Origin of the sequence: Halomonas sp. JS92-SW72 (assembly GCF_003547075.1) — a bacterium.
GTDB classification, from domain to species: Bacteria; Pseudomonadota; Gammaproteobacteria; order Pseudomonadales; family Halomonadaceae; genus Halomonas; species Halomonas alkalicola.
Genome location: NZ_CP032147.1, coordinates 2503775 through 2518298 on the forward strand (window position 1 = coordinate 2503775; position 14524 = coordinate 2518298).

The window sequence follows — 14524 nt, forward strand, 5'->3', positions numbered from 1 at the left end:
AAAAGCCTATGGGCGAGAGCCACGCCCGCCCCTAGAGTCAGCGGGACAACAATGCGTCCAGCCCGATGACTGGATGAAGGAGCTACCCCGATGACACTCACTGAACGCCCGCCCTGGCTGTTCCTGGCGGCAAGCCGCCTGCGTCAGGCCCTGTTTCTTCTCTTCGCCGTGATCCTGGTCGCCGGCGCGCTCTACACGGCTCGCTTCGGCATCTACAACGAGACCCTGGTGCGTGTCGGAGGCCTGGGGATCGGTATCCTGCTGCTGCTGACCCGGCCCAGCACCACCCGCCATCTGGCGCGGCTGCTGCTTGACCTGACCCTCACGGCCCTCTTCGTGGCGGCCCTGGTGCGCTATGCCATGATCGCCAGCATGCTGGAGTTCGGCCTCTACTTCCTGGTGCCCATCGACGTGGTGCTGGGTGTCGGCGCCCTGGTCGTGGTACTGGAGATGGCCCGCCGCGCCGTGGGCCTGCCACTGGTGCTGGTCTGCCTGGTGGCAATCGGCTATGCCCTGTTCGGCCAGCATCTGGGGGGCATGCTGAGTCACTCCGGGGTGGATATGGACAGCCTGATGTTGACCCTCTGGTACAGCTTCGACGGGGTCTTCGGTCGCCCGCTGGCCGTGGTGGTCGGCACCATCATCGTCTTCATCATCTTCGGCACCCTGCTGGAAGCCCTCGGGGCGGGGGATGTGCTGCTCAAGCTGGCCATGCGCGGGCTGGGTTGGCTGCGCGGCGGAGCGGCCCATGCCGCGGTGCTGGCCAGCGCGCTGTTCGGCTCGGTCTCCGGCAGCGCGGTGGCCAATGTGGTCGGCACCGGGGTGGTGACCATTCCGATGATCAAGCGCACCGGCTTCTCGGGGCGCTTCGCCGGAGCCGTGGAGGCCTCGGCCTCCAGCGGTGGGCAGATCATGCCGCCGATCATGGGGGCGGTGGCCTTCATCATGGCCGACCTCACCGGCATTCCCTATCTCTACATCTGCCTGGCGGCACTGATTCCGGCCCTGCTCTATTACGGCAGCCTGTTCGCCTGCATCTCGGTGGAGGCCAAGCGGCTGAACATCGAGCGTCCTGACCACACGCTGCTGCCGCGCATGGAGGGTCGCGACTGGCTGATGCTGAGCACCTTCGTGGTGCCGCTGGGGCTGATCATCGGCATGCTGATGCTGGGCAGCTCGCCGGCCCGGGCCGGTTTCATGGCCATCGCCGTGGCGCTGGGTCTGGGCCTGCTGCTCAACCGTGAGGCACGCTCGCTCAGGGCGATGCAGGTCGCCGTGACCGGCGCGGCTTCGGCCAGCGCCAAGATCCTGGTGGCCGTGGCTGCCGTGGGCATCGTGGTGGGCGTCATGAACCTGACCGGGCTGGGGCTGCGCTTCGCCTCGGCCGCCCAGGCGCTCTCCGACGGCTCGCTGCTGATGTCGCTGATTGTAATGGCGATGGCCTGCCTGATGCTGGGCATGGGCATGCCGACCGTGCCGGCCTACCTGATCATCATCCTGGTGATGGGGCCCGCCGTGGAGGCCCTGGGGGTGCCGACCATCGCCGCCCACATGTTCGTGGTCTACTTCGCGGTGATGTCGGCGATTACGCCGCCGGTGGCCCTGGCCGGCTACGCCGCCTCCTCGATCGCCGATGCCAACCCCATGGGCATCAGCGTCACTGCGGTGCGCCTGGCCCTGATGGGCTTCCTGGTGCCCTTCGCCTTCGTCTACAGCCCGTCGCTGCTGCTGATCACCGACTTCGCCCTGGGCGAGTTCGTCTGGGCCCTGCTGCGGCTCGGGGCGGCCATCTGGATGCTGGCACTCTTCGCCGGCCGCGGCCACCTGTGGGCCATCGCCGGCATGCTGGGCGCCATCCTGCTGGTGCTGCCCGGCCTCTACCTGCAGATCGGCGTGCTGACGCTCGCCGTGCTGGCCGAAACGCTCTATCGACTGCGCAAGAGCGGGCGGTTCGGCCACCTGACCTCGCTTTCCCTGTGAACCCCCCGGGGCCACCCGCGGGTCGCCCCACCCTGTCGACCGGAGAACAATAATGCGCCATCTCACCACGTCCGATCTCAAGCTCACCCTCTGCGCCGGCCTGGTCGGCGGCGCGCTGCTGGCCAGCGGGGCCGCCCTGGCGGCCGAGAACCTGCGCATGTCGACGCTGGGCCCCGGAACCTCGCCCTACATCGTGATGAATACCTTCGCCACCATCGTCAATGACCAGGTCGAGGGCTACAACATCCAGGTCAACGCTACCGGGGCTGCCACACGCCATGCCGTCGAGACGGCCCAGGGGCGTTCGCACTTCTTCATGTCGTCGCCCAACCTCTACCACATGATGGCCACCGAGACCGGCCCCTACAGCGAGGTGCGCGGCGTCGGGGCCCTGGCAGACAACCTGCGTACCGTCTTCAACTTCCCGATGGGCTTCTACCACGTCTCGACCTTCGCGGACTCCGGCATCGAGAGCTTCGACGACATCGCGGGCAAGCGGGTCTTCCTGGGGCCTCCGGGAGGTGCCGCCTATCAGACGGCTCGGCTCTATATCGAGGGGATGACCGGCCTCAAGGCCGAAGAGGACTACCGGGTCGTCAGCCTGGGCTGGGATGCCGCGTCCCAGAGCTTCCAGGACGGCCATATCGACGTCTACTTCAACCCGACCCTGCCGCCGAGCCCCGCGATCTCGCAGATCACCCTGACCAACAAGATTCGCCTGCTGGGCATTCCCGACGACAAGCTGGATGACCCCGCCATGCAGCCGGTACTGCAACGGCCCGGCTTCCGCCTCGGGGAGATCCCCGCCGGGGTCTATGGCGACAATCAGGTGACCGAGGGCGACATCCGCACCGTCGGCGTGACCGTGGGCCTGGTGACCCACAAGGACGTCGCCGAAGAGGCGATCTATGACATGACGCGGGCCTTCTGGGAGGGGCTGGAGGCGCGAGCCGGGCAGATTCCGCTGCTCAGGAACATCACCCTCGATGACGTCTTCGTCGACATCAACACGCCGCTGCACCCCGGCGCCGAGCGCTACTATCGCGAGATCGGCCTGGAGATCCCGGAGGAGGCGCTCGCCGGGCGCGACTGAGGCGCCCGGCTCATTAACAACCCGCTCTCCTTCAACCTGCTGCCCCCTGCCTTGTCAGGGGGCAGCGCCTTATGGGATGCCGCCAGCACCGTGCTACCCCCGCCGACACAGCCCCACCAGCGCCGCCTTGGAGCGCACCCCCAGCTTGGCGTAGGCGCGCTTGCGATAGGTCTCGGCGGTGGAGAGGGCGACATCGAGCGCAGCGGCGGCGGTCTTGAGGGTGTGGCCGCGCAGAAGAAAGAGGCAGAGCTGGCGCTCGCGGGCGGAGAGCGGCGCCAGCGCCGCGGCCTCCTCGGGGCTTGCGGGCAGGGCGGCGGGGCGCGCCTGGCGGTAGTGGCGGCGGATCAGGCTGGCCAGCAGGGGCATCAGGGCGCCGAGGGTCGCCAGCTCGCCTGAGCGGAAGCGTCCCCGGCCGAGGTCCCGGTAGAGGTTGAGGTAGTAGACGACGGGGCCCGCGGGAATCAGCAGCGAGACCTTGTCGGCGAGATCGGGAAAGGCGAAGAGGTGGCGGCGGTAGGCCGGCGACATCGTCTCGGTCTGCATCGGCGCAAGCTCTCCCGGGGCCTCGTCGCTGCCCTCCGCCAGCAGCTGGCACAGCCGGGGATAGTGGGGATCCTGGCGGAAGAGCCCGCCGGCATAGAGGGCGGCGAGGCGTCCGGCGACCTTCGGGAAGCGCGAGTTGTCCACCAGCCGCGTCTCCATCCTGTCGCCCTCGCCATAGGCGAAGAGGATGCACTGTTCGATGCCGGCTCCCCGGTGCAGCAGGGCGATCAGCGCCGCCTCGAAGCGCGGCGTGCCCAGGTGGGCCACGCACTCGGCCGTGGCCGCCAGCAGGGCGGGCCAGTCGGGGGAGGCGCCTGTCGAGGTCAACGTTGCCAGGAGTGCCACCTTCGTCGCAGGGCGTGGGGTTTCTGTCCCCTCTTTGCCGGGACAATCGGCGGTTCGGCCCGGGGATAGGCTGCCGTCAGACAGCTATCTCGTCAGACAACAGCGCCCAACCGTGACAGGAGAGAGGCCATGCGACCCGCCGGACGCTCAGAGACCGATTCGCTCTACTTCGATTATCCGCATTTCCCCTTCGTGCGTCCTCCCGAGCTCGCGGGCCAGGCGGTGCGCCACCGGGTGGCCATCGTCGGTGCCGGTCCGGTGGGGGTGACCGCCGCCCTGGAGCTGGCCCGCCACGGCATCGCCTCGGTGGTGCTGGACGACAAGGCCACCGTCAACGACGGCTCCCGGGCCATCTGCATCTCCCGCCACAGCCTGGAGCTCCTCCAGCAGCTCGGCGTCGATGCGCCCTTCACGGCGAAGGGGCTGGGCTGGACCCAGGGGCGCACCTACTTCCGCGACCGCGAGATCTATCGCTTTCGCATGCCGCACTCCGACCAGGAGCGCTACGCCCCGATGGTCAACCTGCAGCAGCAGTACATCGAGCAGTTCCTGATCGACAAGGCCCAGGCGAGCGACCTGATCGAGTTGCGCTGGCAGAGCGCGGTCACCGGCGTGAGCCAGGATGCCGATGGCGTGACCCTCCGGGTGACCACCCCCGAGGGGGAGTACGCGCTGGCCTGCGACTACCTGCTGGCCGCCGACGGCGGGCGCAGCCGCCTGCGCGAGTCGCTGGGGCTCTCCCTGCATGGCCAGGCCTACGAGGGCCGCTACGTGATCGCCGACGTGCGCCTCAAGTCCGACTTCCCCACCGAGCGTCGCGCCTTCTTCCACTCGAAGGCGCTGCCCGACGCCACCATCCTGGTGCACCGGCAGCCCGATGATATCTGGCGCATCGACTACCAGCTCGGTCCCGACGAGGACCCGGAGCAGGCGGTGGAGGAGGCCAGCATCCGCGAGAAGGTGAGCCTGATCATCCGCGAGGTGATGCACGAGAGCGATGAGTGGGAGCTGGAGTGGTGGAGCCTCTACAAGGCCTACACGTTGGCCCTCGATGATTATCGACATGGCAGGGTGCTGTTCATCGGCGACAGCGCCCACCTGGTGCCGATCTTCGGCGTGCGCGGCCTCAACAACGGCTTGGCCGATGCCGCCAACGCCGGCTGGAAGCTCGCCTGGGTGCTCAAGGGCCAGGCCCCGGACGCCCTGCTGGACAGCTACAGCCCGGAGCGGCGCGGTGCCACCCTGGACGTCTTCGCCAACGCCGGCAAGAGCACCCGCTTCATGACCCCGCCGACCCGCGGCTACCGGCTGATGCGCAACGCCGCCCTGGCGCTGGCCTTCCACAACGACTACGCCAGCGGCTTCGCCAACCCCCGCCAGGTGACCCCCTACACCTACGCCGAGAGCCCGCTGACCCTGGCCGACGACCCGGCCTTCTCCGCCGGCCCGGTGCCCGGGGCGCCGCTGATCAATCGCCGCCTGGGCGACGACGACTTCCTGCTCGACCACCTCGGCACCGGCTTCACCCTGCTGCACTTCAGCGAGGATGGGCGCGTCGAACCTGCCCTGCGGGAGAGCCTCGACAGCCTGCAGGCCCGGGGTCACGACCTCACCCTGCTGCGGGTGGCGCGTTCGCCGGCGGATGCCCAGACCCTGGTCGACGTGGATGGCAGTCTGTTCGCCGGCTATGGCGCCGAGCCCGGCAGCGCCTACCTGGCACGCCCCGACCGCCACGTGACGGCTCGCTGGAAACGCCTCGACCCCACCGCCCTCGAGGCGGCCCTGACGTCCACCCTGGGAGGAGAATGATCATGACCACACCGACGCTGCCCTTCGCCGACCTCGAACGGGTCTACGAGCGCCTGGCCACCACCCTGGATGCGCTGCCGGAGGCCGACGAGAGCCACTTCCTGGCCCAGCTGGCGCTGGCCCTGGCCCATCGCGTGCCCGATGTCGACCAGGTGATGGCGGCCATCGAGGAGGCCCGGGAAGGCGCCACCATCGACCAGGGCTAGGCGTTCTTCGACGCTTCTACCGGCCCCGGCGCCTCGGCGCCGGATTCCGCTTTCCAGCCCCGCAGCTGGCGGGCAAACACCAGCCCCAGCACCAGCAGCCAGGCGCCGGCCAGCGCCAGCAGCACGCCGCTGCCGGCCAGGCGCAGCACCAGGGCGCCCAGGCTGACCCCCACCGACTGGCCGAGGAACAGGCAGCCGGCGAACACCGCCATGGCGGTGCCGCGGGCGGCGGGGGCCATCTGGGTGGCGTTGGTCTGCAGGGTGCTGTGCATCATGTAGAAGCCGAGCCCGGCGGCGAAGGCGCCGGCGGCGGCGCCCACGGCCCCCGGCGCCAGTGCCACCAGGCAGAAGCCGGCTCCCATCAGCAGGCCGCCGAGGGCGGCCAGCCCGGTCTCCCCGAGCCTTGCCACCAGCGGCCTGGCCAGGGCAGCGAAGAGCAGCCCGCCGACCCCGAACAGCGCCACCAGCAGCCCCGCCATGGTCAGCGAGACCCCGAGCCGTTCGTGCAGGTGGCTCGCCGCGAAGGCCAGCGCGCCGAAGGCGGCGATCCCCTCCAGGAACACCAGTGCAAGGATCTGCCGGGCGCGGGGGATAGCCAGCACACCGCTGAGCCGCGCCAGGAAGGCGACGCCGCCGCTGGCCTGCCCCGGCGGTGCCAGCGTCGGCTCGCGCAGCACGGCGCCGGTCAAGAGCCCCCCGGCCAGCAGGAAGAGCAGCGCCAGCACCAGGAAGGCGGCCTGCCAGCCCAGGGTGTCGGCGAGCAGTCCGCCCATCACCTGGCCGGTGATCAGCCCCATCACCGCCCCCGAGAGCATGTGGGCCAGGGTCACCTGGCGCGCCGCGTAGTCGACGCTGTTGCCGACCCAGGCCATGGAGAGCGGGATGATCGCCGCGGCGGTGGCGCCGCTCAGGGTGCGGAACAGCAGCAGGGAGGAGAGCGAGCCGGCCAGCGCCGAGCCGATGGCGCCCAGGGCGCAGGCCAGGGTGGCCAGGCCGATCACCCGCAGGGTGCCGTAGCGATCCCCCAGCGGGCCATAGCAGAGCTGCATCAGGCCGTAGGCGATGGCGAAGACGGTGATGTTCTGGGCCACGTCCGCCACCGGCCGTTCGAAGGCCTGGGAAAGCGCCGGCAGCATGGCGTCGCTGATGCGCATGGAGGCCATGCTGGCAAAGCCGGCCAGGGCCAGCAGCAGGATCATGCGGGTGTTCGTGGAGGGCATGGGGTGTCCGGGTCAGGGCATGGGAATGGCGGTCTCGTCCTTGATCGCGCGCAGCACGAAGTTGGAGTGGACCTGGGAGATGCCCGGCAGGGTGAAGAGTTTCTCGTTGAGAAAACGATCGTAGGCGGCCATGTCCTCGATCACCACCCGCAGCACGAAGTCGGCGTTGCCGGTGGTGGCGTAGCACTGCAGCACCTCCGGGTACTGGGTGACCCGCTCCTCGAAGTCGGTGGTGCTGTCGATGCTGTGGCGGCGCAGGGTGATCATCACCAGGGCGCAGAGCGGCTGGCCGACCCGGGCCGGGTCCACCAGGGCGGCGAAGCGCTTGATCACGCCGCTGGCCTCCAGCGCCTTGACCCGACGCCAGCAGGCCGCGGGGGAGAGGCCGATCTGTTCGGCGAGTTCCTGGTTGGTGATGCGGCCCTGCCGCTGGAGCACCTTCAGGATGCGGCGATCGTGGCCGTCGAGCTGGTCGTCTTGCATGGGGGCATTTCACGTCTTGTCGTTATAGGAAAGATCATTTCCTTTCCAGAATAAAAAAGAAAGTTTGTCTCATATAGTAGTGCTTAACCGGTTGATTTCGAAAGCACCTTTATCGCCATCGGGTCTAGACTTCGCAGCATACAACGATAACGAACCCTTGACCGAGGTGGCGACCATGAACGCTCACACCCCCGCCGTCGTCCCGGGCGATGCCCTCGACGGCGCTCTCGACGACTATACCCTGGCCGACCGCTATACCCGCGACACCGGGCGCATCTTCCTCACCGGCACCCAGGCGCTGGTGCGCATCGCCCTGCGCCAGGCCGCCCTGGACCGCCGCGACGGCCGTCATACCGCGGGCCTGATCAGCGGCTACCGCGGTTCGCCCCTGGGCGGCGTCGACCAGGCCCTGTGGCAGGCCAGGGAGCCCCTGGCCGAGGCCAACATCGAGTTCGTGCCGGCCATCAACGAGGACCTGGCGGCCACCATGATGCTCGGCTGCCAGCAGGTGGAGACCGACCCGGACCGGCAGGTCGAGGGGGTCTTCGGCCTCTGGTACGGCAAGGGGCCCGGCGTCGATCGCGCCGGCGATGCCCTGAAGCACGGCAACGCCTACGGCAGCTCCCCCAACGGCGGCGTGCTGGTGGTGGCCGGCGACGATCACGGCTGCGTCTCCTCCTCCATGCCCCACCAGTCCGACGTGGCCTTCATGGCCTGGTTCATGCCGGTCGTGAACCCGGCGTCCCTGGCCGAATACGAGGCGTTCGGCCTGTGGGGCTATGCCCTGTCGCGCTTCTCGGGCTGCTGGGTCGGCTTCAAGGCGGTCTCCGAGACGGTGGAGAGCGGCGCCTCCCTCGAGGCCACGCCGCTGCCCGAGTTCGAGCCCCCGGAGTTCACGCCGCCGCTGGATGGCCTTCATTACCGCTGGCCGGACCTGCCCGGGCCCCAGCTGGAGGCCCGCATCGAGCACAAGCTGGCGGCGGTGCAGGCCTTCGCCACCGCCAACCCCATCGACCGGCGCCTCTATGCCAACGAGGAGGCGCGCTTCGGCATCGTCACCACCGGCAAGGGGCACCTGGACCTGATGGAGGCGCTGCGCCTGCTGGGGCTCGGCGAGAGGGAGCTGCGCGAGCTGGGGGTGGAGCTCTACAAGGTGGGCATGGTGTGGCCGCTGCACCGCCGCGGCATCCTCGAGTTCGTGCACCCCAAGCAGGAGGTGCTGGTCATCGAGGAGAAGCGCGGGATCATCGAGAGCCAGATCAAGGAGTACATGTCCGAGCCGGACCGCCCCGGCGAGGTGCTGATCACCGGCAAGCAGGACGAGGCGGGCCGACCGCTGATCCCCTATGTGGGCGAGCTGAGCCCGCGGCTGCTGGCCGGCTACGTGGCCGAACGGCTCGAGCGCTTCTTCGGCATTGACCTCTCCGCGCGCCTCGCCAAGCTGGACCGCTGCCGCGCCGAGGCACGCGAGCTTCGCGGCGTGCGCCGCCTGCCCTACTTCTGCTCCGGCTGCCCCCACAACAGCTCCACCAGGGTGCCGGAGGGCAGCAAGGCGCTGGCCGGCATCGGCTGCCACTTCATGGCCTCCTGGATGGGGCGCAACACCGAATCGCTGATCCAGATGGGCGGCGAGGGGGTCAACTGGGTGGGCAAGAGCCGCTTCACCGGTAACGGCCACGTGTTCCAGAACCTGGGCGAGGGCACCTGGTTCCACTCCGGCTCCATGGCGGTCCGCCAGGCGGTGGCCGCCGGGGTCAACATCACCTACAAGGTGCTCTTCAACGACGCCGTGGCGATGACCGGCGGCCAGCCGGTGGACGGCCAGATCACCGTGCCGATGATCGCCCAGAGCTCCGCCGCCGAGGGGGTAAAGCGCATCGCGGTGGTCAGCGACGAGCCCGAAAAGTATCGCGGCCACCGGGGCCAGTTCCCGAAGGGCGTGACCTTCCACCACCGCGACGAGATGGACGCCCTGCAGCGGGAGCTGCGCGAGATCCCCGGCTGCAGCGTGCTGATCTATGACCAGGTGTGCGCCGCCGAGAAGCGCCGCCGCCGCAAGCGCGGCCTGATGGAGGACCCGGCCAAGCGGGTCTTCATCAACCATCACGTCTGCGAGGGGTGCGGCGACTGCTCGGTGCAGTCCAACTGCCTCTCGGTGGTGCCTCGCGAAACGGAGCTCGGCCGCAAGCGCAAGATCGACCAGTCCTCCTGCAACAAGGATATGTCCTGCGTGGGCGGCTTCTGCCCCAGTTTCGTCACCGTGGAGGGGGGTGAGCTGCGCAAGGGCCAGGGGGTGGCCGTGGACGAGGCCTTCTGGCGCCGGGTGGAAGCGCTGCCGCTGCCCCAGGCCCCGCTGCTCACCCGACCCTATGACCTGCTGGTGGGCGGCGTCGGCGGCACCGGCGTGGTCACCGTGGGGCAGCTGATCACCATGGCCGCCCACCTGGAGGGGCGCGGCACCAGCGTGCTGGACTTCATGGGCTTCGCCCAGAAGGGCGGCACCGTGCTGAGCTATGTGCGCCTCGCCCCCGCTCCCGCCGATCTCCACCAGGTGCGCATCGAGGCGGGCCAGGCCGACGCCGTGATCGCCTGCGACATGGTGGTGGCGAGCTCGCGGAAGGCCCTCGACGTGCTCAAGGCCGATACCACGCGGGTGGTGGCCAACCTGGCCGAGCTGGCCACCGCCGACCACGTGCTCTACCGCGATGCCGACATGCAGGCGGACCAGCGCCTGGGCCTGCTGCGCGACGCCGTGGGCGCGGCCAACTTCGCCACCCTGGACGCCAACCGCCTGGCGGAGCAGCTGCTGGGGGATACCGTCTTCTCCAACGTCATGATGCTCGGCTTCGCCTGGCAGCAGGGCCTGCTGCCGGTGGGCGAGGCGGCGCTCAAGCGCTCCATCGAGCTCAACGGCGTGGCCATCGAGAAGAACCTGCGCGCCTTCGCCTGGGGCCGCCTGGCGGCGGTGGAGCCGGAGACCCTGCAGCGTCGCCTGGACGATGCGCCCCTGGCCGCCGACGCCAGCCTCGACGAGGTGATCGCCCGCCACGCGCGGAGGCTGACACGCTATCAGGACGGTGCCTATGCCGAGCGCTATCTGCAGAAGGTGGCCCGGGTGCGCGAGGCCGAGGCGCGCCTCGGTGCCGGCGAGGCGCTGACCCAGGCGGTGGCCACCCAGCTCTACCGGCTGATGGCCTGCAAGGACGAGTACGAGGTGGCGCGCCTCTACACCGAGAGCGACTTCCTCGCCGAGCTCGAGGCCACCTTCGGCGGCGACTACCGGCTCAGCTTCCACCTGGCGCCGCCGCTGCTGGCCGGCCGCAAGGATGCCCGCGGCCGCCCGGTGAAGCGCCGCTTCGGGCCCTGGATGCTCAAGGCGATGAAGGGGCTGGCCCGGCTGCGCGGCCTGCGCAACGGCCCCTTCGACCCCTTCCGCTTCAGCGCCGATCGCAAGCTGGATCGCCGCCTGCTGGCGGAGTACGAGGCGCTGCTCGACGAGCTGGTGACGCGCCTGGACGCCGGCACCCACGCCACCGCCCTGGCGCTGGCCAAACTGCCGGAGGAGATCCGCGGCTTCGGCCCGGTGCGCGAGGCGGCGGCGGAGAAGGCCGCCGCGCGCCGCGCGCGGCTGCTCGAGGAGCTGCGTGAGGGGAGGCCGGTGACCATCGCCGCCGAGGCCGCCTGACGGCATCGCACCGGAAACGCAGAAGGCCACGCATCGCGTGGCCTTCTGCCTGGTGGCCCCTGCGCGTGCGGCCTGCCGGGCGAGGCTCGCCCCTGTGCCTGCCCTCAGCCCTCGCCGGCCGGGCAGCGCTCGGCCGACTCGGCGCGGCGGCGCACCAGCAGCAGGTGGCTCGCCAGCGACAGCAGCCCCATCAGGCCGATGGTCAGGGCCAGGGTGCGCGTGCTGCCGTCGTGGAACTGGCCCACCAGGCCGCCCACCACCGCGGCGATGGTCATCTGCAGGAAGCCGAACAGCGACGAGGCCGCGCCGGCGCACTGCGCATTGGGTGCCAGGGCGCCGGCCATGGTCTGGGGCATCAGGATGCCCACCCCCAGCATGAACACCATGTGCGGGCCCACCACCGCCCAGGGGGCATGCACGCCGAGGAGGGCCAGGCCGGCCATGGCCGCGCCTCCCGCCGCACAGATCAGGGTGCCCCGGGTGATCAGCCGGTCGCGGCCCAGGCGGTGGCTGTAGCGGCCGCTGACCAGGGTGCCGGCGAAGAAGCCCGCCACGATCAGCGTGAACAGCACGCCGTAGAGGGTCGGCGACACGCCCAGGTACTCGATCAGCACGAAGGACGAGCCGGAGAGGTAGGCGAAGAGCCCCGAGAAGGCCGCGGCGTTGACCAGCGTATAGCCGATGAAGGCGCGCTGGCCCAGCAGCAGCCGGAAGTTGGCCAGTATCGCCCGCGGGGCGATCGACTGGCGGCGCTCCCGGGGCAGCGGTTCGGGCAGCAGCAGCACCAGCACGGCGAGCATCACCGCGGCATAGAGCGCCAGCACCACGAACACCGACTCCCAGCCGAAGAATAGCAGCAGCCCCGCCCCCACCACCGGGGCCAGGGCCGGGGCCAGCGCCATGGTGCTGGCCATGTAGGAGAGGATGCGCCCCGCCTCGATGGGGCCGTGGATGTCGCGCACCGCGGCGCGCCCCAGCACCGGGCCGGCGGCGCCCCCGAAGGCCTGCAGGAAGCGGCCCACCAGCAGCCACTCGATGTTCGGTGCCAGGGCGCAGAGCAGGCTTGCCGCCAGGAACAGGGCGATCCCGGCGATCATCACCGGGCGGCGGCCGAAGCGATCCGAGACCGGGCCGCAGAGCAGCTGGGCCAGGGCGAAGCCGGCCATGTAGAGGCTCAGCGTCAGCTGCACCCGGTCCGGGCCGGTGCCCAGCGCCTCGGCCATGGCCGGCATGGCGGGCAGGTACATGTCGGTGGCCAGGGGGCCCAGCGCGGTCAGCGCGGCCAGGGTCGCCACCGTGGCGGGGGAGGTCAGCTTCAGCACCCGATGTTCCTTCTGCTGTGGGGCCTCTCGGAGCGTGGAAAGGCTCGGGAACGCGAGGCGGGCGCCTCTCCGGCCGGAGAGGCGCCCGCTTATCATTAGCCTGCTTATTCTAGATCAGCCGGCGTCGGGTTGCGCCCCCGGGGCGGCCTGGGCGAAGGCCGGCAGGGCGCGGCAGCGCTCGGTGATGCGCCGGATCCTCGGGTAGGGCGAGAGGTCGCACTCGAAGCGCTCGGCGTTGAACACCTGGGGCACCAGGCAGAGATCCGCCAGGGTGGGGGTGTCGCCGTGGCAGAAGTCGCCGCTGCCCGCCTCGGGGGTCAGCATCGCCTCCAGGGCCTGGAAGCCCTCGGCGACCCAGTGGCGGTACCAGGCCAGCTTGGCCGCCTCGTCCGCCCCCAGCTCGCCCACCAGGTACTTGAGCACCCGCAGGTTGTTGAGCGGGTGGATCTCGCAGGCGACCAGCTGGGCCAGGGCGCGCACCCGGGCGCGGCCGGCGGGGTCTTCCGGCAGCAGCGCCGGCTCGGGATGCACCTCGTCCAGGTACTCGCAGATCGCCAGCGACTGGACGAGGGTCACCCCCTCGTCGGTCTCGAGCGACGGCACCAGCCCCAGGGGGTGGCGGGCGAGGTTGGCCTCGCCGCGCTGCTCGCCCTTGACCAGGTTGACCGGGACCTGGTCATGGGCCAGGCCCTTGAGGTTCAGGGCGATGCGCACCCGGTAGGCGGCCGAGGAGCGGAAGTAGCCGTAGAGCGTGGTCATGGGGCACTCCTTGCTGGGTTCGAGACGTCAGGGCTGGTACTTGACCACCTGCTGGTCGATGGCGCCGAAGATGCTGTTGCCGGCACGGTCGAACATCTCGATACGCACCCGGTCGCCGAAGCGCAGGAAGGGCGTCTTGGCCGCGCCGTGCAGGATCTGCTCCACCATGCGCACCTCGGCCAGGCAGCTGTAGCCCACGCCGCCGTCGACGATCGGCTTGCCGGGGCCGCCGTCGGGGTCGGGGTTGGAGACGGTGCCGGAGCCGATGATGGCGCCTGCGCCCAGGTAGCGGGTGCGGGCGGCATGGGCGACCAGCTCGGGGAAACCGAAGATCATGTCGGGGCCGGCCTCCGGCTCGCCGAACTTCTCGCCGTTGAGATGCACGGTCAGCGGCAGATGGACCTTGCCACCCTGCCAGGCGTCGCCCAGCTCGTCGGGAGTGACGCAGATCGGCGAGAAGCTCGAGGCCGGCTTGGCCTGGAAGAAGCCGAAGCCCTTGGCCAGCTCGCCGGGAATCAGGCCGCGCAGGCTGACGTCGTTGACCAGCATGATCAGCTTGATGTGGCCAGCGGCCTGCTCCGGGGTGACGCCCATGGGCACGTCGTCGGTGATCACCGCGATCTCGCCCTCGAAGTCGATGCCGTGCTCCTCGCTGATCGCCTCGATCTCCTCGGTGGGGGCGAGAAACTTGTCGCCGCCGCCCTGGTACATCAGCGGGTCGTTCCAGAAGCTCTCCGGCAGCTCGGCGCCGCGGGCCTGGCGCACCAGCTTGACGTGGTTGAGATAGGCGGAGCCGTCGGCCCAGTGATAGCTGCGCGGCAGCGGCGAGTGCAGCTGGCCCTGATCCAGGCTGAAGGCGCCCTCGGCGCTGCCGTCGTTGAGCTCGGCGTAGCGCGCCTCCAGCCTGGGGCTGACGGCGTCCCAGTTCTCGAGCGCCTGCTGCAGGGTGGCGGCGATGTCGGTGGCGGAGACGCCGCGGGAGAGGTCCCGGGAGACGATGATCAGTTCACCGTCGCGTCCGTTCTTGAGGGTGGCCAGTTTCATGGGCGTTCAATCCTTGTCGTCGGGGGCGGGGCCGC

General features: G+C 70.0%; 11 protein-coding genes. 5 read left to right on the plus strand and 6 right to left on the minus strand.

The features are described from left to right. Window positions 1–90 precede the first annotated feature (90 nt). Together D1793_RS11730 and D1793_RS11735 are read left to right on the plus strand one after the other, a co-directional pair. Window positions 91–1980, plus strand: coding sequence for a TRAP transporter fused permease subunit (locus tag D1793_RS11730; RefSeq protein WP_119022338.1), 1890 nt, complete (start codon window positions 91–93; stop codon window positions 1978–1980). A 52-nt stretch (window positions 1981–2032) separates the two neighbouring features. Next, window positions 2033–3073 carry a TAXI family TRAP transporter solute-binding subunit gene (locus tag D1793_RS11735; protein ID WP_119022339.1) on the plus strand — a complete coding sequence of 347 codons (1041 nt, stop codon included), beginning with the start codon at window positions 2033–2035 and terminating at the stop codon, window positions 3071–3073. Window positions 3074–3166: 93 nt separating this feature from the next. Here D1793_RS11735 and D1793_RS11740 read toward each other — a convergent pair whose 3' ends face one another. Beyond that, on the minus strand, window positions 3167–3943 hold the full coding sequence (locus D1793_RS11740; RefSeq protein ID WP_240407661.1) for a helix-turn-helix transcriptional regulator: 777 nt from the start codon (window positions 3941–3943) through the stop codon (window positions 3167–3169). A 147-nt stretch (window positions 3944–4090) separates the two neighbouring features. Here D1793_RS11740 and D1793_RS11745 point away from each other — a divergent pair, with 147 nt between their 5' ends. Both D1793_RS11745 and D1793_RS11750 read left to right on the plus strand, forming a co-directional pair. Next, entirely contained in the window at window positions 4091–5770 is a 1680-nt protein-coding gene (locus tag D1793_RS11745; protein WP_119022340.1) for an FAD-dependent monooxygenase, read from the plus strand. Window positions 5771–5772: 2 nt separating this feature from the next. Then, window positions 5773–5976 carry a hypothetical protein gene (locus D1793_RS11750; protein WP_119022341.1) on the plus strand — a complete coding sequence of 68 codons (204 nt, stop codon included), beginning with the start codon at window positions 5773–5775 and terminating at the stop codon, window positions 5974–5976. Here the strand turns inward: D1793_RS11750 and D1793_RS11755 are convergent. Both D1793_RS11755 and D1793_RS11760 read right to left on the minus strand, forming a co-directional pair. Then, a complete protein-coding gene (locus D1793_RS11755) occupies window positions 5973–7196 on the minus strand; it encodes an MFS transporter (protein WP_119022342.1) in 1224 nt (407 codons plus the stop codon). The genes D1793_RS11750 and D1793_RS11755 overlap by 4 nt on opposite strands. Window positions 7197–7208: 12 nt before the next feature. Then, window positions 7209–7679: an Lrp/AsnC family transcriptional regulator gene (locus tag D1793_RS11760; protein WP_119022343.1), complete on the minus strand. Its 471-nt coding sequence runs from the start codon at window positions 7677–7679 to the stop codon at window positions 7209–7211. Window positions 7680–7854: 175 nt separating this feature from the next. On the opposite strand from D1793_RS11760, the gene D1793_RS11765 reads away from it, so the two are divergent. Further along, the gene (locus D1793_RS11765) at window positions 7855–11364 is read left to right on the plus strand and encodes an indolepyruvate ferredoxin oxidoreductase family protein (RefSeq protein ID WP_119023669.1); all 3510 of its coding nucleotides are present in this window, start codon (window positions 7855–7857) and stop codon (window positions 11362–11364) included. 104 nt (window positions 11365–11468) lie between these two features. On the opposite strand, the gene D1793_RS11770 is transcribed toward D1793_RS11765, so the two are convergent. The 3 genes from D1793_RS11770 to D1793_RS11780 all read right to left on the minus strand — a co-directional run bounded on the left by D1793_RS11770 (window position 11469) and on the right by D1793_RS11780 (window position 14489). Continuing rightward, the gene (locus tag D1793_RS11770) at window positions 11469–12686 is read right to left on the minus strand and encodes a multidrug effflux MFS transporter (RefSeq protein ID WP_119022344.1); all 1218 of its coding nucleotides are present in this window, start codon (window positions 12684–12686) and stop codon (window positions 11469–11471) included. Between the two features lie 114 nt (window positions 12687–12800). Continuing rightward, complete coding sequence (gene maiA / locus D1793_RS11775) at window positions 12801–13445, minus strand: maleylacetoacetate isomerase (protein ID WP_119022345.1); 645 nt, start codon at window positions 13443–13445, stop codon at window positions 12801–12803. A gap of 27 nt (window positions 13446–13472) precedes the next feature. Then, window positions 13473–14489 carry a fumarylacetoacetate hydrolase family protein gene (locus tag D1793_RS11780; RefSeq protein ID WP_119022346.1) on the minus strand — a complete coding sequence of 339 codons (1017 nt, stop codon included), beginning with the start codon at window positions 14487–14489 and terminating at the stop codon, window positions 13473–13475. Window positions 14490–14524 lie beyond the last annotated feature (35 nt).